This is a genomic window from Streptococcus atopicus, assembly GCF_049166725.1.
GTDB lineage: Bacteria > Bacillota > Bacilli > Lactobacillales > Streptococcaceae > Streptococcus > Streptococcus hominis.
This window is the reverse complement of record NZ_JBMHFC010000001.1, coordinates 1-21476: the sequence shown is the minus strand read 5'-3', so window position 1 is coordinate 21476 and position 21476 is coordinate 1. Positions and strand designations below refer to the sequence as shown.

Annotated in this window: 21 protein-coding genes and 1 pseudogene; 4 read left to right on the top strand and 18 right to left on the bottom strand. The window is 37.8% G+C overall.

Translation table 11 applies throughout. From position 1 onward, the window contains the following. Positions 1–36: 36 nt before the first annotated feature. The 7 genes from ACOMA9_RS00110 to ACOMA9_RS00080 all read right to left on the bottom strand — a co-directional run bounded on the left by ACOMA9_RS00110 (position 37) and on the right by ACOMA9_RS00080 (position 5374). Complete coding sequence (locus ACOMA9_RS00110; protein ID WP_151379864.1) at positions 37–543, bottom strand: hypothetical protein; 507 nt, start codon at positions 541–543, stop codon at positions 37–39. A gap of 23 nt (positions 544–566) precedes the next feature. Then, positions 567–884 carry a PTS cellobiose transporter subunit IIA gene (locus ACOMA9_RS00105; protein ID WP_151379863.1) on the bottom strand — a complete coding sequence of 106 codons (318 nt, stop codon included), beginning with the start codon at positions 882–884 and terminating at the stop codon, positions 567–569. A 12-nt stretch (positions 885–896) separates the two neighbouring features. Beyond that, complete coding sequence (locus ACOMA9_RS00100; RefSeq protein WP_151379862.1) at positions 897–2888, bottom strand: BglG family transcription antiterminator; 1992 nt, start codon at positions 2886–2888, stop codon at positions 897–899. A 60-nt stretch (positions 2889–2948) separates the two neighbouring features. Next, entirely contained in the window at positions 2949–3263 is a 315-nt protein-coding gene (locus ACOMA9_RS00095; protein WP_049513735.1) for a PTS cellobiose transporter subunit IIB, read from the bottom strand. Between the two features lie 114 nt (positions 3264–3377). Next, entirely contained in the window at positions 3378–3617 is a 240-nt protein-coding gene (locus tag ACOMA9_RS00090; protein ID WP_151379861.1) for a SemiSWEET transporter, read from the bottom strand. 67 nt (positions 3618–3684) lie between these two features. After that, the gene (locus tag ACOMA9_RS00085) at positions 3685–3924 is read right to left on the bottom strand and encodes a hypothetical protein (RefSeq protein WP_151379860.1); all 240 of its coding nucleotides are present in this window, start codon (positions 3922–3924) and stop codon (positions 3685–3687) included. 13 nt (positions 3925–3937) lie between these two features. Then, positions 3938–5374, bottom strand: coding sequence for a 6-phospho-beta-glucosidase (locus ACOMA9_RS00080; RefSeq protein WP_247905687.1), 1437 nt, complete (start codon positions 5372–5374; stop codon positions 3938–3940). A 150-nt stretch (positions 5375–5524) separates the two neighbouring features. On the opposite strand from ACOMA9_RS00080, the gene ACOMA9_RS00075 reads away from it, so the two are divergent. Continuing rightward, complete coding sequence (locus ACOMA9_RS00075) at positions 5525–5938, top strand: hypothetical protein (RefSeq protein WP_330945001.1); 414 nt, start codon at positions 5525–5527, stop codon at positions 5936–5938. A gap of 221 nt (positions 5939–6159) precedes the next feature. Here the strand turns inward: ACOMA9_RS00075 and ACOMA9_RS00070 are convergent, their stop codons facing one another. The 3 genes from ACOMA9_RS00070 to ACOMA9_RS00060 form a co-directional block, all read right to left on the bottom strand. Then, entirely contained in the window at positions 6160–7329 is a 1170-nt protein-coding gene (locus ACOMA9_RS00070; protein ID WP_330945000.1) for an MFS transporter, read from the bottom strand. Between the two features lie 77 nt (positions 7330–7406). Continuing rightward, positions 7407–8783 carry a DUF1958 domain-containing protein gene (locus ACOMA9_RS00065; RefSeq protein ID WP_330944999.1) on the bottom strand — a complete coding sequence of 459 codons (1377 nt, stop codon included), beginning with the start codon at positions 8781–8783 and terminating at the stop codon, positions 7407–7409. Between the two features lie 116 nt (positions 8784–8899). Then, the gene (locus ACOMA9_RS00060; protein WP_330944998.1) at positions 8900–9607 is read right to left on the bottom strand and encodes a glucosamine-6-phosphate deaminase; all 708 of its coding nucleotides are present in this window, start codon (positions 9605–9607) and stop codon (positions 8900–8902) included. Between the two features lie 306 nt (positions 9608–9913). Between ACOMA9_RS00060 and queA the strand changes: the two genes are divergently transcribed. Continuing rightward, positions 9914–10942, top strand: coding sequence for a tRNA preQ1(34) S-adenosylmethionine ribosyltransferase-isomerase QueA (gene queA, locus ACOMA9_RS00055; protein ID WP_151379856.1), 1029 nt, complete (start codon positions 9914–9916; stop codon positions 10940–10942). Positions 10943–10952: 10 nt separating this feature from the next. Continuing rightward, positions 10953–11426: an arginine repressor gene (locus ACOMA9_RS00050; RefSeq protein WP_003028172.1), complete on the top strand. Its 474-nt coding sequence runs from the start codon at positions 10953–10955 to the stop codon at positions 11424–11426. Positions 11427–11568: 142 nt separating this feature from the next. Here the strand turns inward: ACOMA9_RS00050 and ACOMA9_RS00045 are convergent, their stop codons facing one another. The 8 genes from ACOMA9_RS00045 to ACOMA9_RS00010 form a co-directional block, all read right to left on the bottom strand. Continuing rightward, a complete protein-coding gene (locus tag ACOMA9_RS00045) occupies positions 11569–12903 on the bottom strand; it encodes a dipeptidase (protein ID WP_151379855.1) in 1335 nt (444 codons plus the stop codon). Positions 12904–12927: 24 nt separating this feature from the next. Continuing rightward, a complete protein-coding gene (locus ACOMA9_RS00040; protein ID WP_021001459.1) occupies positions 12928–14430 on the bottom strand; it encodes a YfcC family protein in 1503 nt (500 codons plus the stop codon). A gap of 237 nt (positions 14431–14667) precedes the next feature. Then, positions 14668–15615 (bottom strand): carbamate kinase, encoded by a 948-nt coding sequence (arcC, locus tag ACOMA9_RS00035; RefSeq protein ID WP_003025409.1) that lies wholly within the window; start codon positions 15613–15615, stop codon positions 14668–14670. A gap of 153 nt (positions 15616–15768) precedes the next feature. After that, positions 15769–16785: an ornithine carbamoyltransferase gene (argF, locus tag ACOMA9_RS00030; protein ID WP_151380581.1), complete on the bottom strand. Its 1017-nt coding sequence runs from the start codon at positions 16783–16785 to the stop codon at positions 15769–15771. A gap of 23 nt (positions 16786–16808) precedes the next feature. Beyond that, entirely contained in the window at positions 16809–18038 is a 1230-nt protein-coding gene (gene arcA, locus ACOMA9_RS00025) for an arginine deiminase (RefSeq protein ID WP_151380580.1), read from the bottom strand. A gap of 309 nt (positions 18039–18347) precedes the next feature. Further along, positions 18348–19034 carry a Crp/Fnr family transcriptional regulator gene (locus ACOMA9_RS00020; RefSeq protein ID WP_247906344.1) on the bottom strand — a complete coding sequence of 229 codons (687 nt, stop codon included), beginning with the start codon at positions 19032–19034 and terminating at the stop codon, positions 18348–18350. A gap of 136 nt (positions 19035–19170) precedes the next feature. Continuing rightward, the gene (locus ACOMA9_RS00015; protein ID WP_247905674.1) at positions 19171–20229 is read right to left on the bottom strand and encodes a serine hydrolase; all 1059 of its coding nucleotides are present in this window, start codon (positions 20227–20229) and stop codon (positions 19171–19173) included. Positions 20230–20443: 214 nt separating this feature from the next. Beyond that, complete coding sequence (locus ACOMA9_RS00010; RefSeq protein ID WP_003028191.1) at positions 20444–20773, bottom strand: hypothetical protein; 330 nt, start codon at positions 20771–20773, stop codon at positions 20444–20446. A 570-nt stretch (positions 20774–21343) separates the two neighbouring features. On the opposite strand from ACOMA9_RS00010, the pseudogene ACOMA9_RS00005 reads away from it, so the two are divergent. Continuing rightward, positions 21344–21476 (top strand): annotated as a pseudogene (locus ACOMA9_RS00005) (IS982 family transposase); the annotation flags it as partial.

Below are 21476 nucleotides of genomic sequence, written 5' to 3'. Positions count from 1 at the left end.
ATATCCTCCTATGATGTTTGAAATATGGTTTCTAAACTAACGTTGAACAGTTGCAATATATTCTTGAATGCGCTTATATTGCTTGTCTGTATGGTGATGAATTCGACTTAATTTTCTTAGCATGAGAATGGCTAAAAGTAGCCCCAATGAAAGTACAACCGTTAAAACGGTTACAGTGGTTGTACTAATCGAAAAAAATGGAAAGAGAAAATGATACTGTCCCGCAAAAACAAGCAGCAGTAGCAAAATATTTGCTAAAGCAGAAACATTGTAAAAGAACTGCGTTAATGTCGCTTCTTTTTGATGAACGGTGTACATTCGTGTTTGTTCCCACATTGCTAACGCTGCAAGAATCGTTAGCAACAAAGGCAACAGCAAAACTAAGCCAGCATTAGAAAGATACAACATGAGCATCCAATACAGATTAGCAAAGAAGAAAAAGGCTGTTGCATAACGAACTGAAAAGTAGCGTGTATAGTACATATTTTTAATTGCTGCTTCTTTTCGTCTAGCTTCCAATTCTTGTTTTTCTTTTTCAGTCATATCTACTCCTCCCACCTCTTCTTTTACTTTTCAACCTTCCGATAAAGGCTAAGCATTTCAAGTGCCACTTCACGCAGTGTCATAGTTGTCATCAAGTGGTCCTGAGCATGAACCATAATGATTTCAATTTTGATTTCTGTTCCACTTGCGTATTCTTGCAGCAAGTTTGTTTGTGCATGATGTGCTTCCAATAGCTCTGCATTGGCAGCTTCTAACTTTTCAGCAGCTTCATCATAATGCCCTTCGCGCATATCAGCGAAGGCTTCGTGAACCGTTGTCCTTGATGAACCACTGTGCAAGATAATTTCAAAAGCGGCCACCTGTAATTCTTCCTGATTCATAGACAATCTCCTTTACTTTATTTTTAAAAATAACTGTTTAAACTCTGCAAATGACTGACAATCCAAGATCTGTTTTTGCAAGTCAGGCTGCTCTAACAAATCCACAATCTTAGATGTCAACGTCGCCATTCCTTCATTCCCATAGATAGCTGGCGATGGAAGAAAGATGAGCCGAATATGAGGATTTTCTTCATTCCACTGAAGACCGTTTTTTACAATAGCGACACCGATTTTATGATGTTTAGCAATCGGTTTAATCGGATGCGGCACCGCGATTTGCTCTGAGAAAATAACCGAACTCATTTTTTCACGCTGCTCCATTAAATCCTGCATACAAGAAACAAAATCCTGCTCTTCACCTTGTCCCATTTGGATCAGTAACTCTTGTAAGATGACCTCTTTTGTCGCATCTTGAGTAAGAACAAAACAAGCGGAGGAGAAATAGTCATCAAAGATTTTTTCTTCATTTTGATCCACCATTACTGCTGTTTCTGATATCAAAGAACTTTCTACAGGTTTCAGCTGAGCCATTTTATGTTTTATCTCTTTTAGCTCTTCTGAATTTAAAAAGATGCTGACTGTAAAAACAGGAACACTGAAGACCAGATTGGATAAATCAATAGATGAAATGATAAAATCAATATTTTTCAGACGTTCATCACTCAACTCATAATAGCCAATTACATCCACAATGTGGACTAAGTTACCCAGCTCATTATCAATGCGATTTTTCAGCATTTGTGCTGATCCGTAGCCCGTTGCACAAATCACCAAGATATTAAACTTTTGCTTTTCCTTTAACCGCTCCAAGGCAGCCATGAAATGCAGGGCGATGTAGGAAACTTCATCATCAGACAAGTTTTCCTTAGAAAAAATTGGCATGGCCTGCAAGAGCTCTCTTGTCATCGCTAAAACAGATGAGTACTGCTGCTGAATGTCCTTTAAAAGAGGATTTTCCAGCACTACATGATTTTGCAAACGTACAAGTAAGGTAACTAAATGCGTGACAACTCCCTCAACTAACTGGAAGTCATGTTGAAATTGATAATCCTTGACATGCTCGACCTGCTCTAATGCTTCTAGTAACTGCCTGCGGATTTCTTGGTTTATATCCTTCTTTGCATATTGATTATCTTGGCAAGAAGCTTTAGAAATCAAGTGCAAGGTGATATAGTCCACTTCCTCCTTTGGAAATTCCAGTCCTGTTGCCAGATACACTCTATATAAAATTTTCTCCGCAATTTTTCGCTCTGCCAGATAATTTTCTTGATTCCAATTTTCAATTTGATTGATTTGAAAACCTTCTGCAATTCGTTTAAAAGAAAGAGCGATGTGAATCACCAAGTTTTGAATGACAAAATCTGACAACTTTAAGTAACTTTCGCGGCATTCATCTAGCACAATAATCGTCAATTCTTCTAAACTGATTTGCCGACCAGGAACTTCAATCGTGATGTAATTATGCAAACTTTGAAAGAAATTATCACGGAAAAAATAATCCATGATAAATCGACGCTTGTTGCGCTCACTTCCCTTTACATAAACACCTCGATTGGCTTTACTTTCGATTTGTAAGTCATACTTTGCCAAGTCTTTTCTGATTTTCTTAAAATCCGCTGACAAAGTTGACCGACTGACAAATAATTCTTCTGCCAAGTTGTCAAAATAAAGCTTCTCTTGCTCAAAAAGCAATTTGTTTAAAATGTAATTGTAACGATCTTCTATATTTTCAGTCTTAGCAGCATTTACCTCGGTCAATAGTTCAGCCTGTATAAAATCTTGACAAAGGGCTTTATCTTGCAATTCTAATTTATAGCCATAACCTTGCTTAGCAATAATTTTCCAGCCTGTTTCATGAGGATTCCAGTCCATCAAGGATTTCAGATAAGTTCTTATCGTACGATCAGAGCAAGACAGCTGACTGGCTAACTCCTTACTCGTCATATAGTGATTTTTGTTCTCCAATAAGGATTGCAGAATCAATTTTTCTTTCTGATGTAGCAATACAGTTCTCCTTCCACATCTGTCTGTAAGAACTATTTTATCCTTTTTTGCGCTGAAACTTTAAATCTTTTCCAAGATGAGATTTGCCATTTTTTCAATTCCCATTGGAATTGGAATATAAGCTTGTGGTGGAATTTGTACAATAGGCTTTCCAACCTTTGCACCTGCTTCTTCAAATTGTTTAAAATACATCTTTGTTTGCGGGCTGATGAGATAGAGGTCATATTCGGCAGCAGCAATCGCTTTGCCGCCTTCTGTCGCACTAACAGCATCTACTTCAATATCATGCCCCTTACCCTTTAAAAATTCCGTTGTTTTCTTTGCCATCAAAGAAGATGACATACCTGCTGCACAGATAATCAATGCTTTAGCCATAAGATTTTCTCCTTATAAATAAAATTTATTTTATAAACTCATTATAGATGAAAACGATTACAATATCCATCTCATTTTTTTCCGTAGTGAAACGGAAAAATTTCCCTTTTGCTTTTACTTGTATTTCAGTTTATAGTAGAGAATAGTCCCTGATAAGACTAAGGAAACACCATTTGCCATAATCAAAGGCAGATCGTCAATCACCAGACCATGGAACAGCCACAAAGCAATACCAACAACTTGCATCAGATACATGCAAAGCGCAATAGACTCTGTGTCTTTGGTTTTGATGACTTTAATGACCTGCGGTAAAAAGGCAAAAGTAGTTAATATCGCTGCTATACTTCCAATCATATATGTTCCCCTTTCATAAAAACGAGGCTAGGAAAATCTAACCTCGCTCTTTTATTATCTACGCAGTCTAAAAAAGATTTGTCAGCCCCGGAAATTTGGATAAAACCAGAATATCTTTCTTTTCCAAACCGTAAGCAGACATTATCAACTCTTGAATCTTCACATCATTGATGTCACTGTCTACGACAAAACCGTCTGCATTTTTCAACTTAATGGTTAAATGCTGGGTGATAGCTGGATTGGCAGCCAAGTCTGGCACAGCGACTCCTTTAGAAAATTTGATGACATAGGTTATTCTTTTACTCATGATAATCTCCGATTTAGTCTACTGCTGCTCCATTTGAAGCTATCACTTCCTTATACCAAGCAAAAGATTTCTTAGGCGAACGCTCATAGGTTCCATTTTCCTCATCGTCCTTGTCTACATAGATGAAACCGTAACGTTTGCGCATTTCACCGGTACCTGCAGACACCAAGTCGATACAGCCCCAAGGTGTATAACCCATGAGGTCAACCCCGTCTTCTACCACAGCCTTTTTCATTTCCCGTATATGGGCGTCCAAATAGTCAATCCGGTAATCATCATGCACCATACCGTCTGCTTCCACTTTGTCAATGGCACCAAAACCATTTTCTACGATAAAGAGCGGCAGGTGATAATGATCGGTGAACCAGTTGAGAGCATAGCGCAGACCTTCTGGGTCAATCTGCCAGTCCCATTCTGAAGCCTGAACATAAGTATTCTTGACCAGGTCCTCGGTTTCCACATAGTCAAAGTAGGGATTGTTTTCCCGGTGGGAATCAATAGCAAAGGACATATAGTAGCTAAAGCCGATGTAATCAACAGTTCCAGCCAGCAAATCTTCCTGATCCTGCTCGGTAAAATCAACCTTTATACCTTTTCTTTCCCAATATTTAAGAATATGTTCTGGATAGAGACCGAAAACATGGACATCTGCAAAATAATAACGCTTTTGCATGGCTTTCATAGCCATGAGGACATCCTTAGGATTGCAAGTAGCTGGATAAATCGGACACATGGCAATCATACAGCCAATTTGGAAGTCGGGATTGATTTCATGACCGATTTTAACTGCTCGTGCAGAAGCCACCAATTCGTAGTGAGCTGCCTGATACATGATGGCCTCCCGGTCATCTCCTTCTTTGTAGACAATCCCGGAATTGGTGAAAGGAGCAAAATCTTCTTGGTAGTTAGCTTGATTGTTGATTTCATTGAAGGTCATCCAGTATTTGACCTTGTCCTTATAGCGCTTGAAGACGACTTCTGCAAAGCGGACGAAGAAATCAATAACCTTGCGGTTCTTCCAACCACCATACTCGGTTACCAAATGATAAGGCATTTCAAAGTGAGATAGAGTAATGACCGGTTCAATCCCATATTTGAGGCATTCATCAAAAAGATCATCGTAGAACTGCAGACCGGCTTCGTTGGGCTCTCCTTCGTCTCCCTTAGGAAAAATCCGCGTCCAAGCGATAGAAGTTCGGAAGCACTTGAAGCCCATTTCCGCAAACAGAGCAATGTCCCCCTTATAACGATGATAAAAATCAATTGCTTCATGATTTGGGTAATATTTGCCCGGCAACACTCCTGCCGTAATTTCACGCGGAACCCCGTGGCGAGCTGCTGTCATCACATCAGCCACACTAATGCCCTTGCCACCTTCTTGCCAACCACCTTCCAGTTGATGAGCTGCAACTGCTCCGCCCCAGAGAAATCCGTCTTTAAATGTTGACATGTCTAAAATCCTCCTGATTTTGATATTTTTATTATACTCCTAAGAAAACGCTTTTAAAATTCATATTTTTGCCACAGCAATGCGGAAAAATGATAGAAATAGATTCAAAGTTTGTGAAAGTGCCTGCTTTTCTACTCATTTATTTCTATAATGAAGAAAAAGAATATAAAATCTACATCATGTTTCTCTATCCAAGAAAGGGCGTCTCATTCAGCTATGATTACAAATTTCTTCAATGTTTACAAAAAATCTTTGAGTTATATACCTATTATTGCTATAACTTGTTCGATAATAGCCTTTTTAGTATACTTTTTGCCCATTGATTCACGCCCGCTTTCTCTCTCCCTCTTTACTTTTCCTTTTAGCTTACCTCTTTTCTTTCAGAAAAAGAAAGTTTCTACTTTTATCTTTGCTGGTTTTATAGACGGTGTTTTAAAAACAGGACTTTTTCTACTTGGTATTAAGCCTTTTAATATTGCACTTTCGTTTTTAGCCGTTTATGGATGTATCAGCCTGATTGCCTGTGTGTGCCTCTTTCTATTTAGGAAAAAAACAAACGAGTAAAATAAAAAGAGTAAAACAGAACTAAAATTTGAAAATTTTTAATTCTGTCTCACCCGTAAAGTTACTTATTAATCTCTCAGACTGTCAAGGTGGGGAATGACGCAAACAACGTTAAGACTCGCTTCATGAGCCTTATCCGGCAACTAATTCGTCATTGCTTTATTATACAATATGCTATGAAACTGGAGGTTTTCGTCTGGCTTTTTTATACTCCTCTTGTCTTAGCCGAATAATTTCTGATTTGACTTGTTTGGTACTTTCAAAAAGAAAGCTAAAACAAACACTAGAAACATTACACCAGCTAAGAAAAAGCTCATCATTTCATAGCCAGACTGGTCTATCAAATCGCCTGCAATATTCTGAATCAGAATGGTTCCCAAATTTCGCGCTGTTTGAACAAGTGCAATGGCTGTCACCAGATATTTCTCATCTACTAAGTTAGCAACAATCTTCAAAGTCACCATAATCAGCAACATGCCTGTGGCGTGCTTGGACATCAAAGTCAAGAGAATCTTGGAGGTAAGCCCCAAATCCAACCCATAAATTGCATACTGTAAAAGCAAAATTCCCAAAGGAATGTAGAGCAATTTTTTAATTGGAATCTTATCCATAAAAAGATAAGAAAAGAAAATCAAGGGCGACTCACAAATCACAGAAATAGCTACCACAGTTGTTGCCATATTGACACTTAAACCGCTGTGCTCTAACATAGAAGGAATATAAGTATGCCCTGTATTTCCCACTCCAGAATAGAGCGCTACAATAACGAGGTAAAACAAATATGTTTTATTTTTAAAAATCTGTCCAATATAGGAATCATTTTTCGTTTGTTTAGTCTTTTTGCGAGGTTGATCGTGTTTCGGATCAATCCCTAGCACTCCAAGAATGCTCACACACATCATGCCGATAAACACAATGAAAATCGCTTGAGGAGAGATGAATTTATAAATCAAGCCTGCCAATTGCGAACCCATTGCATAACCAAAAGTACCCCAGATACGGATTTTCCCATAAGTATAAGGACTTTGAGCCGCCAGCACATCCATAACAGGGTTAACACCATTTACCAACATTAAAACAGCACTATACCAAATCGTCAGCAGTAAAAGATTATTGGCTTGCATAAAAAAGATTGCCCCCACAATAATCAGAAGGAAACTATAAATGGTTACTTTTTTAATACCAATCATATCATTTAAAACACCTATAATAGGCTGCACAATCATTGAAGAAAAGAACGAGGCGGAAACAACCAGCGAAACCTGGCTAGCTGAATAGCCCTTATCCAGCATATAAACTGAAATTAAAGTCGAAAAAAGCGAATACGATAAAAAATAAAAATTATACATCAAAAAATAAGCAAAATAGCTATTTTGAAATTTCCTAAACATGATTTTTCCTTCTCCCTAAAAAGGTGACAAAGCCCGATTGGATAAATCAATCGAGCTTTCTATTCTGCAATGAGTGATTAACGTTTCTGACGACGAGATAGCTGTGTATCGTTAGTTGTACGCTGTTTTCTTCTTTGCTTACGTTTCGTTGCTTCAAAAACGACAATGAGCAAAAGAATAAGCAACGGAACTGCGATCAGAATGTGATAATCTAAAAAGAGTTGCTTCAAACTTTTTCCGCCAGATTTTGCTGTTGTAGTTTTTACAGTTGACTTAGTTGTACTGTTTTTAGTTGCAGTATTCTTTACTTCTGTGACACTTTCTCCATCTGAAATGAGCGAAGAAAGTTGCTCCAAACCATTATCATTTTTCAATACGTCATTTTCCACAACTGCTTTTGCTGCTGTGCCTTTTTTCACTGTCGCATAGAAATCTTTTGATAATTTATAGGTCTTTCCATTGATTTCTTGCTCACCAGCATTGAAAACTTTTTTATACTCATAGTCAGCATAAGCCTTTTCAATCAAGGCATTGCCAAACGGATGACGATAATACTCTCCGTTTTGATCAGCCCAATCACCAACACCCATGATGACACTAATCAAACGTTGTTCCCCTCGCTTAATCGTTGCGATGTAATTAAAAGCTCCTCGTGGACTTGACCCCGTCTTTAAACCTTCGACGCCTTCGATGCCATATTTGGCACCGGGAAGTGAGTAATTATAGGTTTCAAAGGTTTCTTCATACGGCGTTCCCTTTTTCACCGTTACGACTGGTTTATTGGTGTAATTTAAAATATTTGGATAATTCTTGACGAAATGGTATCCTAAAATGGCTAAATCGCGCGCTGTTGTCTGATTAGCTGCGTTGTTATCATACCGTTGTGGAGTATACAAGCCTTTGAAAGAAACAGCTGCAGCTCCGCTAGCATTGAACCATTTTGTATTGGTCATACCCAATTCTTTTGCCTTGGCATTCATCATATCCAAAAATGTATCTGGATCATTGTTAGATAAATAATTGGCTAACATGACAGTTGTCGCATTTGAAGATGGAACAGCTGTCATCGTAATCAATTCAGAAACAGTATAATCTACTCCTGCCACAATTTTATTGTTGGAAATTTCGTAAATTTTGGCAATTGCTTCATCACGTGGTGTTGCTTTGATAACTGTATTTTCGCTCAACTTTCCTTGCTGAATTGCTTCAAAAACTAAATACAAGGTCATCAATTTGCTCATACTGGCAGGATCACGAACTTCATCAATATTGTCTTGCCAAAGAATGTTTCCCGTATTAGCATCTACAATCAAGGACGATTTAGGTCGATTGATTGGATTGATCTTCTCGTTTGGATACATTTTTTGTGCCATATCAACCAACTCATCTGCGCGAGCAGCAATTACTCCCACATACAACACAAAAAGACAAATAATAGCTAACAGCTTTTTCACTAGAATCCTCCTAAGTTTTCACTTATCTTCTAGTATAACACACTTTATTCATAAGATAACGAACTTTTTCCAAAATGTCAAAAAACCTACCTAAAAATTAGATAGGAAATAGATGCTTATTTTTTCAAAATGCTTAAAGCTTCTTTATCTGCGATAATGACAACATCTTCATGTTTTTGAAGGACGCTTCCTGGTAGTTCTTCTGTAATCGGTCCTTCCACGGTTCCTGCAATCGCTTTTGCTTTTGAAGCACCATAAGCAAATAAAATAATGGACTTTGCATTGAGAATATTTTGAATGCCCATTGAGTAAGCTTGAGTTGGCACATCTTCTATCTTGTCAAAGAAACGAGCATTGGCTTCAATGGTTGATTGCTCCAAATCCACTACATGAACCGTACTGTCAAAACTCGTCCCTGGTTCATTAAACCCAATGTGACCATTTGTGCCAATTCCTAAAATTTGCAAATCAACAGGATTCTCTGCCAGAACGTGATTGTAGCGTTTGATTTCTGCTTCCGCATTTTCTGCAACACCATTTGGCAAGAAGCTTTCCTTAAATGGTTTTTTATCAAACAAATACTCCTGCATGAAATAGCGATATGACTGAGGATTTTCTCCACTTAGCCCGATGTACTCGTCCAAATTCACACTTGTTAAATCTGTCAAGTCAAGATCACTTTCAACAATTTGCTCGTAAAAACTCAAAGGACTGCTACCTGTCGCTAAGCCTAACGTTTTAGCTCCTTTCGCTAATTTTTCTTTTAATAATTCAAAAGCTACTCTACCACCGTCTACTTGATTTTCCACTTGAATAATTCTCATCGCTAAACTCCTTTTCTTTACTTAATTACATTATATGGTATAGACCAATTTTTGTCAAGAGAATTTATTCCTTTTTAAAGAATACGAGCTTGTTTGCAAAAAAAATCGTGTTATAATAGAAGAATGTTAGTCTATTTATTCTGTTTATTTTTGTTAGGAGTTGCTTTTGTCATAACTGCACTCCTTCTCAAAACCAAGCGAATGTGGCATTATACCTTACTGATTTTAGGTATTTTACTCATGTGCCTGCCACTTGTTGCTTCTTGTTATTCATTATGGATTTTATTTACAGCTTAAGGAGAATGTATGAATACTGCTGATTTTGACTTTCATTTACCAGAAGAGTTAATCGCACAAACACCTTTAGAAAAGCGAGATGCTTCCCGCCTTTTAGTAGTCAATCACGAAACTGGTCAAATGGAAGATACTCACTTTGATGCCATTATCGACCAATTAAATCCCGGAGACGCTTTGGTTATGAATGATACGCGCGTCTTACCAGCACGCCTTCATGGTGAAAAACCTGAAACAGGCGGACATGTTGAATTACTACTGTTGAAAAACATCGCAGGGGATGATTGGGAAGTGCTAGCGAAGCCAGCCAAGCGCTTAAAAGTCGGAGCTGCTATTTCTTTTGGCGATGGACGATTGACTGCAACTGTCTTAGAAGAATTAGAACACGGTGGACGAACTGTACGTTTCCATTACCAAGGGATTTTCTTGGAAGTGCTTGAAAGTCTGGGCGAAATGCCATTACCGCCTTATATTCATGAAAAGCTAAAAGACCGTGAGCGCTATCAGACTGTTTATGCTAAAGAAAATGGCTCAGCTGCTGCTCCTACTGCCGGGCTTCATTTTACCAAAGAGCTGCTGGCTCAGATTGAAGCCAAAGGTGTGAAATTAGTCTATCTGACGCTTCATGTCGGGCTAGGAACCTTTCGTCCTGTCTCTGTAGATAATGTAGACGAACACGAGATGCACTCAGAATTCTATACATTGTCTGAAGAGGCAGCTAACACGCTTCGACAAGTCAAAGCTAGCGGAAAACGTGTCATAGCTGTTGGAACAACTTCTATCCGTACGCTGGAGACAATTGGCTCAAAATTTAATGGGGAAATCAAAGCTGACTCCGGCTGGACCAATATCTTTATCAAACCTGGCTACGATTGGAAAATAGTAGATGCCTTTTCTACCAATTTCCACTTACCAAAGTCCACTCTTGTCATGCTCGTCTCAGCATTTGCGGGCAGAGAATTAGTGCTCTCTGCTTATCAGCATGCCATTGATGAAAAATATCGCTTTTTCAGTTTTGGCGATGCCATGTTTATAAAATAATAGGTGAAATATGAATAAAATTGAAAGTCGTCATCGACTCATTCGCTCGCTTGTCCTAGAGAAAAAAATTCACACACAACAGGAATTACAAGATTTGCTTTCAGCAAATGGCGTTACAGTGACGCAATCCACACTTTCTCGAGACATTAAAGCTTTGAACTTAGTAAAAGTACACGAAGCAGATATTTCTTATTACATTATCAATAGCATGGCACCTTCACGCTGGGAAAAACGGCTGCGTCTCTATATGGAAGATGCCTTGATTATGCTGCGTCCTGTTCAAAACCAAGTCGTCATGAAAACACTCCCTGGTTTGGCACAATCATTCGGCTCTATCTTAGATGCTTTAGAATTTTCCGAAATTGTTGCGACAGTCTGCGGTGATGATGTCTGCTTGATTATCTGCGAGGACAATCAAAAAGCGCAAGATTGTTTTAACAAATTAAAACAATTTGCACCTCCGTTCTTTTTTAGTAAAGATTAAAAAGCTATGGCTGGATTTTTATCCAGTCGTAGCTTTATTTTAGTTAGTAATACCGTATTGTCTTAATGATTGACTGCTAGCAGGGCAAAAAATGAATTCTTGTACAATTTACAAGTTCATTCTCACTTCTACTTTCTTCTAACTATTTTCCAGCTAAGCGATAAATCGTTTCAGCATAGATGTCCATGGCTTTATACAAATCCTCAATCACAGTTCGTTCATTCGCTTGATGTTCTGTTTGCAAAGCACCAGGGAAAAGTGCGCCAAAGGCCACGCAATTTGGCATGGTGCGAGCAAATGTAGCACCACCAGAGGACACAGCAGGACTATTATCATTTGTTTTTTCTTTATAGACAGCCATTAACGTGCTGACCAATTCACTATCAAGCGGCACATATAATGGTGCAAGATAGTCAAATTCTTCATAACGCAATTGATATTCTTCAGCAATTTGGCTTAATTCCTGTACTAATTTATCTTTGTCTGCAAGAACTGGAATCCGCATGTCAATCCGAATTTCAGACTTGTCCTGATCTAAGCTTAATCCAGAAACATTGAATGACAAAGTTCCTGAAGGCTCATCTGAAATTTCACCAAACAAGCGGCTGCCTGTAGCATCTTCCCTAACTGCTTCAGCGATAAATTGAATGGCAGAGTGTTGAATAAGCGGATTTAGTCCTGTTGCCAAACGTACAATAGCATTCACGCCCTCAGCTGCATCTTTTGAATGCTTAGGGACACCAATGACTGTTACTGTATCTGCAGTTCGTTCGTATTCAAAAGCCTGTGTTTTCAATTCAACTTCTAATGAATCTGCTAAATTTCCCGTATAGCTTGCTTTTGCAGGTACAACATTAAAGGCTTCTCCTGCTTCAATAGCAAGTTCTTGCGAGCCTGAACCATGTAACTTAATCTGCAGTAAACCTTTTTCAGCATAAGTCAGCGGGAAAGAAGAATCCGGTGCAAAACCAAGCGTCGCTGTTTCCTCCAGCTCATTGTAACGAGCCATACAGCGCCACAGAGTTTCTTCGTCTGTACCATAGATGAAACGAATCCGCTTGTTAAATGTCACACCTGCATCCATCAATGCTTTAACAGCATAAAGTGCAGCTAGGGACGGACCTTTATCATCTTGCACCCCACGTCCATGTATCCAACCATCTTTTATAGTTGCTTCAAATGGAGGAGTTTCCCAATCGGACAAATCTCCCGCTGGAACAACGTCTAAATGGCAGAGAACGGCCAGGAGTTCTTCTCCCTGACCGATTTCTGCATATCCATAATAGCCTTTAGGATCAATGTAAGTTTTAAAACCTAAACTCCTAGTGATCTCTAGCATTTTTTCTAAGACGTTTTGAATAGATTGTCCGAAAGGTGTCCCATTTTCCCCTTCATTAAGAACTGACGGGTAGGAAACGATTGTTTTCAGCGATTCTAAATAATCAGACTTAATTTTTTCGGTTAAAAATTGTTTCATAAAGAACACCTCGTTATTTTCCTATTATAAGAACGTTCCTAAAATAAGAAGTAGAATACTTACTACAAAGATTCCTGCAACCAATTTTGCAACGAATTTCCACCAAGTACCCAAATCAATACGTCCAAGAGCAAGTGCCCCCATAACGATACCAGATGTTGGAGTAACAAGGTTCAAAAGACCAGAAGCAGATTGGTAAGCAGTGATAATCAAGCTTGCTGGAACGTTGACGAATTTTCCAAGAGGTGCCATGATACCCATTGTTGCACTGGCAAGACCAGATGTTGATGGGATAAGGAATGACATTGGCAGATAGAAAATGTAAGTCAATACGATAAACACTTGAGATGATAGACCTTTCAGTCCTACTTCACCCCAGTGAAGGATTGTAGCAGTAATCATACCGTCGTTCATGATAACTTGAATACCACGCGCAACAGCTACGATAAGCGCAACACTTAGAAGATCAGCCGCACCATTGATAAAGACAGTGATAAAGCGGCTTTCTTTCATGCGGTAAACAAAACCAATGATGATACCCATTACCATAAAGAGCATTGCCCCTTCTGGGAAGTACCAGGTACCCAAAGCAGATGTTGAACTACCAACAATCTTACCAATGAACGGAAGTCCAACCAACCATTTATTGAAACTTTCAAAAATAGTTACCTTCAAGTCTGTCCATGGAATGAAACTCATAATCATGAGAACAAAGGTCAAGACAAAGAGTACCAACACTTGTTTTTGTTTCTTGCTAAGAGTGGATTCTACATTAGCAACTGCATCTACATTAAAGTGCTTCAAATCTTCTTCACGATGACTGTAAACCAAAGATTTTGTAGGATCTTTTTGAATCTTATCTGCATAACGATATACGAAATAAGTACCCAAAGCTGTCATCACAACAAAGAAGATTAACCGAAGAACGATACCGTCACCAGTACCTACACCTGCTGTCGCAGAAGCTATACCTGTAGCAAATGGATTCAGAGTAGAAGCCAAACATCCAATTTGAGAACCAAGAAGGATAATAGCTACCGCGGTCAAACTATCAAATCCTACTGCCATCATAACTGGCACAAGAAGTGGATAGAAAGCCATGGTTTCTTCACCCATACCATAAGTGGATCCGCCAAGAGCAAACAGAGGCATCAAGACTAAAATCAACATCTTTTCGCGGCCTTTGTACTTCTTCACGATAGAAGCAATCCCTACATCAAGGGCACCTGTTTCATTGACAACACCAAGGAAACCACCAACCATCAGAATAAAGAAGGCAACATCAATTGCTGCTGATGTTGGTTCTTTCCCAAGCATAGCACGAATCGGAGCCATTAAGACATCCCAAATCCCTTGTGGATTTTGAGCAACAGTCTTATAGGTTCCTGTAATTAGATTACCAGACTTATCAGCATCATATTGACCAGCTGGAATAATCCAGGTCAATACTGCCATAATGGCAATGATAATCATCAAAACGGTATAAGATGACGGCATCTTAAACCCTTTTTTTGCTTTTTCACTCATTTGTTTTCCTCCTAAATGTAACAAATTGTAAAAATTTAACCGAATCCCATTTTCAGAAAGCGCTTCCTTTGACTATATTTTAACATATTCAAATAAAAAATACTAGTCATTTTCAAAAAAATTATCATTTTACAACAGTAAAATAGACTTAAAGAAAGCAAATCTAAAAATAGGAAACACCGACATTGTTTTAAAAAGTTTTATTACAGTCTTAAACTTATAAATGATAACACTCTGTTATCCTTTTTCAATAATCGTTCCGCTTTCAGACTCAATTAAAGCACCTAAGTTTTCAAGAGAAGTAATGACAGCTTCACCTTCTGGTCGATCATTTACAAAGGCAATAGCTGCTTGCACTTTAGGTAACATACTTCCTGGTGCAAACTGTTCTTGCTTGATGTATTCTTCAAGCTGAGCTACATTAACACGCTCTAACTTAGCTTGATCTGGTTTATTGTAGTTCACATAAACATAGTCAACACCTGTCAAGACAATGAAAAGATCTGCTTCGACCAATTCAGCCAGACATTGTGAAGCAAAGTCTTTGTCAATTACTGCTTCTACGCCGGCAAGATGACCATTGTCTTCCTTGATAACAGGAATGCCGCCACCACCAGCAGCCACAACGACATGTCCTGCATTGATGAGTGTACGAATAGTTTCAATTTCTTTGATTCCAACTGGTTTTGGTGAAGCAACCACTTTTCTCCAGCCACGTCCAGCATCTTCTTTGAAAGTAGCTCCACTCTTTTCGGCTTCTGCTTTTGCTTCTTCTTCTGTGTAGAATGGTCCGATTGGTTTGCTCAAATTTGTGAAAGCTGGGTCGTTTTTGTCAACCACGACTTGTGTCACAACAGAAGCAACTTCTTTTTCAATCCCTTCTTCACGTAAAGCATTTTGAAGAGCATTTTGCAACCAGTAGCCGATACTTCCTTCTGTCATTGCAACGAGCGAATCAAGCGGGAACGCTGGATTTTTTTCAGAATCTGCCGCTAAATGTTGCAATAAAAGATTTCCAACTTGCGGTCCATTTCCATGAGTGATAATCAAGTCATCACCATTTTTAATCAATTTTACAAGATGACTTGCTGTTTCTGCTAATGCTTCTTGTTGTGCTTTAGCTGATGGATCAGATGAAAGGATGGCATTTCCTCCCAAAGCCACAACGATTTTACGATTTGCCATAAATAATGAGCCTCCTTAGAGTTTTTCTTGTATTATGTTTCTATTTTAGTATTTAGTAATAACAATGGAAACGAGCACTATCAAAAATGAGGACTGGACTAAAGCTATTAGTCGCAGCCCTCATAGCTGTTGGTAAACGGTTTTGGTTTTAAATTATACTTTTGGAATATAAAGGTTACCAAGAGTTGCTGCCATAACTGCTTTAATAGTATGCATACGGTTTTCAGCTTGGTCAAATTGGCGAGCGTATTTGCTGCGGAATACTTCGTCAGTTACTTCCATTTCTTTCACGCCGAATTTTTCAGCAACGTCTTTACCATAGACAGTATTTGTATCATGGAAAGCTGGTAAGCAGTGCAAGAAGATCAAATCTTCATTGTCAGCTTTCTTAATCAAGTCCATATTTACTTGGTAAGGTTTCAAAAGGGCTACACGTTCTGCGAATTTGTCTTCTTCACCCATAGATACCCAAACGTCTGTGTAAAGGACATCTGCACCTTTAACAGCTTCATCTGCATTGTCAGTAATTAAGACATGTGCGCCACTTTCTTTCGCATATCCTTCTGCCAATTTCACGATATCTTCAGCTGGGAAGAGTTCTTTTGGAGAGAAGATGTGCACATTCACACCGAGGATAGCACCTGTTACAAGAAGGCTGTTTGCAACGTTATTGCGTCCGTCACCACAGTAGACAAGAGTCAAGCCTTCCAAACGACCAAAGTTTTCTTGAACTGTCAAATAGTCAGCTAACATTTGAGTTGGATGCCATTCGTCTGTCAAACCATTCCATACAGGAACACCTGAGAATTCTGCTAATTCTTCTACCATGCGTTGGCTGAATCCGCGGAATTCAATTCCATCAAACATACGTCCCAATACTTTAGCAGTATCTTCAGTAGATTCTTTCTTGCCAAGTTGGATGTCGTTAGCTCCTAGGTATTCTGGATGAGCACCAAGGTCAATCGCTGCTGTTGTGAAAGCTGCACGAGTACGAGTTGAAGTTTTTTCAAACAAGAGAGCAATATTTTTACCTGCTAAGTAATGATGTTCAATATTGCGCTTTTTCAAATCTTTCAAATGAGCTGCTAAACCGATAAGATATTCTAATTCTGCACGTGTAAAATCTTTTTCTGCCAAGAAGCTGCGTCCTTGGAACACTGAGTTTGTCATTCTAATTATTCCTCTTTCTAATCTTAAAGTTCTTCACGTTCAAATGGCATTGACATACAACGAGGTCCACCACGACCGCGAACCAATTCACTTCCGCGAATCTTAATCAAACGAAGTCCGTATTCTTCAAGAATCTTATTTGTAACAACGTTACGGTCATATACCACTACCACGCCTGGTGCAATTGTAAGGGTATTTGAACCGTCGTTCCATTGTTCACGAGCAGCAGCAACAGTATTTCCACCACCACAACGAATCAAATGAACTTTGTCAATACCAAGATTCTTAGCTAACAATTCAGCCAAATCACCTTTTTCTTCTGCAATATGAAGTTTTTCATTTTCATAAGTAACAGAGTAAACGCGAAGGTCGCCTTCAATTTCTGGGTGAATCGTGAACTTGTCATAGTCAACCATTGTGAAGACTGTATCTAAGTGCATGAATTTACGATTATTAGCGAATTCAAATGCAATCACTTTCTTGAAGCCAACATTCTTCTTGAAGATATTAACCAAAAGTTTTTCAATAGATGCTGCGTCTGTACGTTGTGAAATACCTACTGCAAGGACATCTTTAGAAAGAACGAGTTCATCTCCACCTTCGATACGAGTTGTTTCTTCACGGTTATAAACCAAGTCAACATTGCCACCATATACTGGATGGTATTTGAAAATGTATTTACCATAAAGTGTTTCACGATTACGTGTATCTGAGTACATGTGGTTCAATGACACAGCATTACCAATTGTAGCAAATGGGTCACGTGTGAAGTACAAGTTTGGCATTGGGTCAATAGCAAATGGATAGTCGGATTCTACCAAGTCTGTCAAGCCTTTAGCTTCTTCAGGAATTTCTGGCAATTCTGCTTTTTGGAAACCTGCCATTGTCTTTTCAACCAATTCAAGGTTGTCTTCTATACTATGAAGAATGTCGCGAATAGCAACTTTTGTTTGTGCTCCGCGAATATTTGCTTCGTCAAGATATTCTTCAATAAATTCGTTACGAATTTCTGGAGAAGTCAATGATTCAGCGGCCAACTTTTCAAGGTAAAGAACTTCAATACCTTCTTTACGAAGAGCGTCTGCAAAAGCATCATGTTCTTTTTGAGCGTCTTCCAAAAATGGAATATCGTCAAAAAGCAGACGTTCCAAGTGATCCGGCATCAAGTTTTCCAACTCTTTACCAGGACGATGTAGCATAACTTTTTTCAGTTTTCCTATTTCTGAGAAAACATGAATAGGATGTGTAGACATCTTATGTCCTCCTCTTTTTCTTTGTGACTTAAGTTTCCTTAAGTTCTATTTACATGTTATATTGTAATATCTTTTGTTTGCGTTTTCACAATCAATTGTACATTCAAAGTGCCAAATCCTTTGCTTTTTTTAAAAGAAATTCTAATATTATTTCAAAATAAAACGCTTTCTATAAATATTTTATGCATTTTATTGGTTTTATGAATAATTATTTTTTAGAAATAAATCAAATTCTTAAGCTCATATTTGTCTAAATGAAAAAGAGGACAAGAAATTGCATTTTCGACTGCAATTTCGCCCTCTTTTGCATTACATATCTTCAAAATATTTTAAAAAGTATTCTTTATTCAAAAAGACAAGTTTCTTTCGTTTATATTGAATAATGTTTTCTTCTGTTAATTTTTTCAACACTTGATTAACTGTTTCACGAGTAGTTGCACCTAGTTTAGCTAGTTCTTTCATACTAAGTGCAAAAGGAATATCATCTCTATCTTGGCAAAAATCAATACATAAAATTGAAATCGCTTGAATAACTCGCTCTGTCGCACTAGCCAAAACAGAGTTTCGCAAGCGTAATTCATGGAAACGCAAAATATTCGATAACTTATGTGTGATGAATAACGTTTGCTTTATAGTTTGCTTAGAATAATATTCATACAAGTCAACAGGAATTGAAAAATATTCCAAATCTGTCACAGAAATCCCAGAATAATGATAATCTTTATCTTCAAACATACCACCATAAGGAAACATGGTATTTTCTTTCACATAATCAATGTAATTAAATGAATCTGTCTGGTCGTACTGTTCAATCCGAACATAGCCTTTATAAATCAAAAAAAGTCGCTCTCGTTTGTCTCCAGAAAAGAAAATAATTTGTCCTTTTGGTACTTTACGAAATTGAATCTCAACCGCTATTTTATCAAAATATTCAACTGGTAAATTTTCAAAAGCAGGATGTTCCCTAATGTAGCGATAATGCTCTTTGTTAATCATGATATCCTTGTGGTCCTTTTTTTACATTCTGCTCTTATTATAACACAAAAGGGCTTCAATCTTAAAGAGAGCCCTTACATTTTTCTGAAATTTGTTCTTTTTACAACGTGTCCTTCGCCCTATAAATATACGTATCTTAATTCATATTCACTCGATGCCATTCATTGATGACATAGGCCAATTGCCCAACTTGCGTAATACCAACACCGCTGATTTCATCACTCTCTGAAGTCGTTCCTCCCAGTCCTGCTGTATAAAGGGCAATCAAATAAGGCTTTCCCTCACACACAACTGCGTCTACATTTAATGCCTCTGCAACATAACCTGGCTTTTGGTAGATTGGAATGTCTCTTACATATCGTTTATAGTATTCATTTGGAAAAGACTCACCGATATAATACAAAATATCTTTATATTTTTCCTGATGTTTCCAAAGATAATCCAATACCTGAATATAATAATCCGTCGTTGTTTGATTCTGTTGGTTGATTGTCTTAATCTCGCCCCTTCCTTTTCCATAGCGCTGATACATCGTATAGGCTTTATCCAAGCCACCTAAGCGTTCCGCTAAAGCATAAGCAGGTGTATTTTCAGAATAGAGAAGAGAGTATTCCTGCATCTCAGGAATGTTCATTTCCCCATTAAATGCCGCTACGTAATTATTGTGTTCACCGATATATTCATAGCGAGTATGTGTAATATCAAACCGCTCGGTTAGTGATAAATTTCCCTTTTCTACCTCATCAACGACCAACATATTTAATGGCAATTTGTAAGTTGATCCTGCTGTCATCGGCTGTGTCTCATTCATAGCATAGGTTTGCCCACTCGTTAAATCCTTATAAGAAAATGCAACTTGTGAATGATCAATTCCCATCTCATCTAGATACGCCTGTACGACTTGAACCAAATTTAGATTGGCATAATCATAATACAAACCATAAGCTCCCATTACCGGCAAATCAACTTCCATGACTTTCTGCTTTTCTTCCATACTTTTTGTTGGAACACGAGTAGTTGCTGGTTTCGACTCTTTTGACGGACTTTTTTTCTTTTCTTGACTAACTGTGTAACTTTTAGCTACCTTCGTATGATGTGGCTTTCTAGCTTGCCCAAAGTGCACAGCACTTAACACCAACACACCACATATCATAAAGCAACCAATCAAACAAAGAATTATTGTCTTTTTACTCACGCACTTCTCCTAACTTATATACCTCATTATATAGGAAGAATAAAAAAATAACAAGATATGATAAACAGAATCATTAACTATTTTCAACTTCCTTTATTGTATATATACAGTATAAACTAATAATTCTAGTTCATTTAAAAAAATCCTAAATGATAGCTCTGATCCCTTGAATGGTAAAACTATCTCAGCTAGTCTGCTAAAAAGTGATAAAAAATCAATTTATTTTAAAATTTTCTTGAACATGATACTCTTTTTCAAATGTTTTTTGAGAGACGACTCGGTGATTGGTTACATCCAAATAATCATCAATATACCCTAGCACATACATGCCATAACCAGCAAATCCACCGCCTACTGTTCCAAGTGCGCCAATTTTTAAATTTTCTAGCGTAGAAGGATTTAGTCCTGCCATTAAAATCCGAAGATGATCATCCAACCAATATAAATAATTTTTAGCAAAAGCTTCTTTCACCCAATCAGGCTGTTCAGTTTCTTTGCCAATTTTCCAAACATCAGCTACTTGATTTTTATATATTGCTTTCATGGTATTCTCCACTTTTTGATTTATTCTTACCTTAATAAAAGTCTTCCATTTTTATAGGATAAATTGAGGTAAAAAATATAAGCAAACAATCATCACTACAACCGACAACATAACAGCCGACAGCAATGTGAGCCTCTCATTAAACTTCAATATTTTTATGCAGATAAATGTATAGACTGAACTCATCACATAAGTCGCAACAATAGCATAAAGCTGCTTTAAATCGTGTGACCAATAGTCTAAAAGCAAGGTTCCTATTAAGCCACCTAAAATCCATAGTTGTAGTTTCTTTAAATAAGTCATATATTCCTACTTTCTAATCATCTCATCTTTTACGTTTCCAGTACATCATTTCACAGACGTAATTAATCATATCACTAAGAGATTGCTATTTATTGTTACAAATCAAACTGTCTATATGAAGCAATGAAAAAGTTATTATTCGTGTTCTAATACATTTTTATATAGGTTTGTATTAGCTAGGTTAAAATATATACCACCCGTGGTGCTAGTTAAACTCAAAACACTATAAAAAGCCCATTTGAACTATACTAACAGGAGGTTGTCCCAATGAGACACTTACAGTATACCGCTAAATCCCATCATTTACAATGGAATATGAAGCAATTATCCAAAATTTGTCATCAGCTTTATCGGGATTATTGCCCCGATTCATTGAAGCATCGCCGTAATGTCAGCTTGT

What these genes read in the sequence shown, in the direction of transcription:
- ACOMA9_RS00110 (WP_151379864.1), bottom strand. Translation starts at nt 543, where the DNA reads ATGACTGAAAAAGAAAAACAAGAATTGGAAGCTAGACGAAAAGAAGCA.
- ACOMA9_RS00105 (WP_151379863.1), bottom strand. Translation starts at nt 884, where the DNA reads ATGAATCAGGAAGAATTACAGGTGGCCGCTTTTGAAATTATCTTGCAC.
- ACOMA9_RS00095 (WP_049513735.1), bottom strand. Translation starts at nt 3,263, where the DNA reads ATGGCTAAAGCATTGATTATCTGTGCAGCAGGTATGTCATCTTCTTTG.
- ACOMA9_RS00090 (WP_151379861.1), bottom strand. Translation starts at nt 3,617, where the DNA reads ATGATTGGAAGTATAGCAGCGATATTAACTACTTTTGCCTTTTTACCG.
- ACOMA9_RS00085 (WP_151379860.1), bottom strand. Translation starts at nt 3,924, where the DNA reads ATGAGTAAAAGAATAACCTATGTCATCAAATTTTCTAAAGGAGTCGCT.
- ACOMA9_RS00080 (WP_247905687.1), bottom strand. Translation starts at nt 5,374, where the DNA reads ATGTCAACATTTAAAGACGGATTTCTCTGGGGCGGAGCAGTTGCAGCT.
- ACOMA9_RS00075 (WP_330945001.1), top strand. Translation starts at nt 5,525, where the DNA reads ATGAAGAAAAAGAATATAAAATCTACATCATGTTTCTCTATCCAAGAA.
- ACOMA9_RS00070 (WP_330945000.1), bottom strand. Translation starts at nt 7,329, where the DNA reads ATGTTTAGGAAATTTCAAAATAGCTATTTTGCTTATTTTTTGATGTAT.
- ACOMA9_RS00060 (WP_330944998.1), bottom strand. Translation starts at nt 9,607, where the DNA reads ATGAGAATTATTCAAGTGGAAAATCAAGTAGACGGTGGTAGAGTAGCT.
- queA (WP_151379856.1), top strand. Translation starts at nt 9,914, where the DNA reads ATGAATACTGCTGATTTTGACTTTCATTTACCAGAAGAGTTAATCGCA.
- ACOMA9_RS00050 (WP_003028172.1), top strand. Translation starts at nt 10,953, where the DNA reads ATGAATAAAATTGAAAGTCGTCATCGACTCATTCGCTCGCTTGTCCTA.
- ACOMA9_RS00045 (WP_151379855.1), bottom strand. Translation starts at nt 12,903, where the DNA reads ATGAAACAATTTTTAACCGAAAAAATTAAGTCTGATTATTTAGAATCG.
- ACOMA9_RS00040 (WP_021001459.1), bottom strand. Translation starts at nt 14,430, where the DNA reads ATGAGTGAAAAAGCAAAAAAAGGGTTTAAGATGCCGTCATCTTATACC.
- arcC (WP_003025409.1), bottom strand. Translation starts at nt 15,615, where the DNA reads ATGGCAAATCGTAAAATCGTTGTGGCTTTGGGAGGAAATGCCATCCTT.
- argF (WP_151380581.1), bottom strand. Translation starts at nt 16,785, where the DNA reads ATGACAAACTCAGTGTTCCAAGGACGCAGCTTCTTGGCAGAAAAAGAT.
- arcA (WP_151380580.1), bottom strand. Translation starts at nt 18,038, where the DNA reads ATGTCTACACATCCTATTCATGTTTTCTCAGAAATAGGAAAACTGAAA.
- ACOMA9_RS00020 (WP_247906344.1), bottom strand. Translation starts at nt 19,034, where the DNA reads ATGATTAACAAAGAGCATTATCGCTACATTAGGGAACATCCTGCTTTT.
- ACOMA9_RS00010 (WP_003028191.1), bottom strand. Translation starts at nt 20,773, where the DNA reads ATGAAAGCAATATATAAAAATCAAGTAGCTGATGTTTGGAAAATTGGC.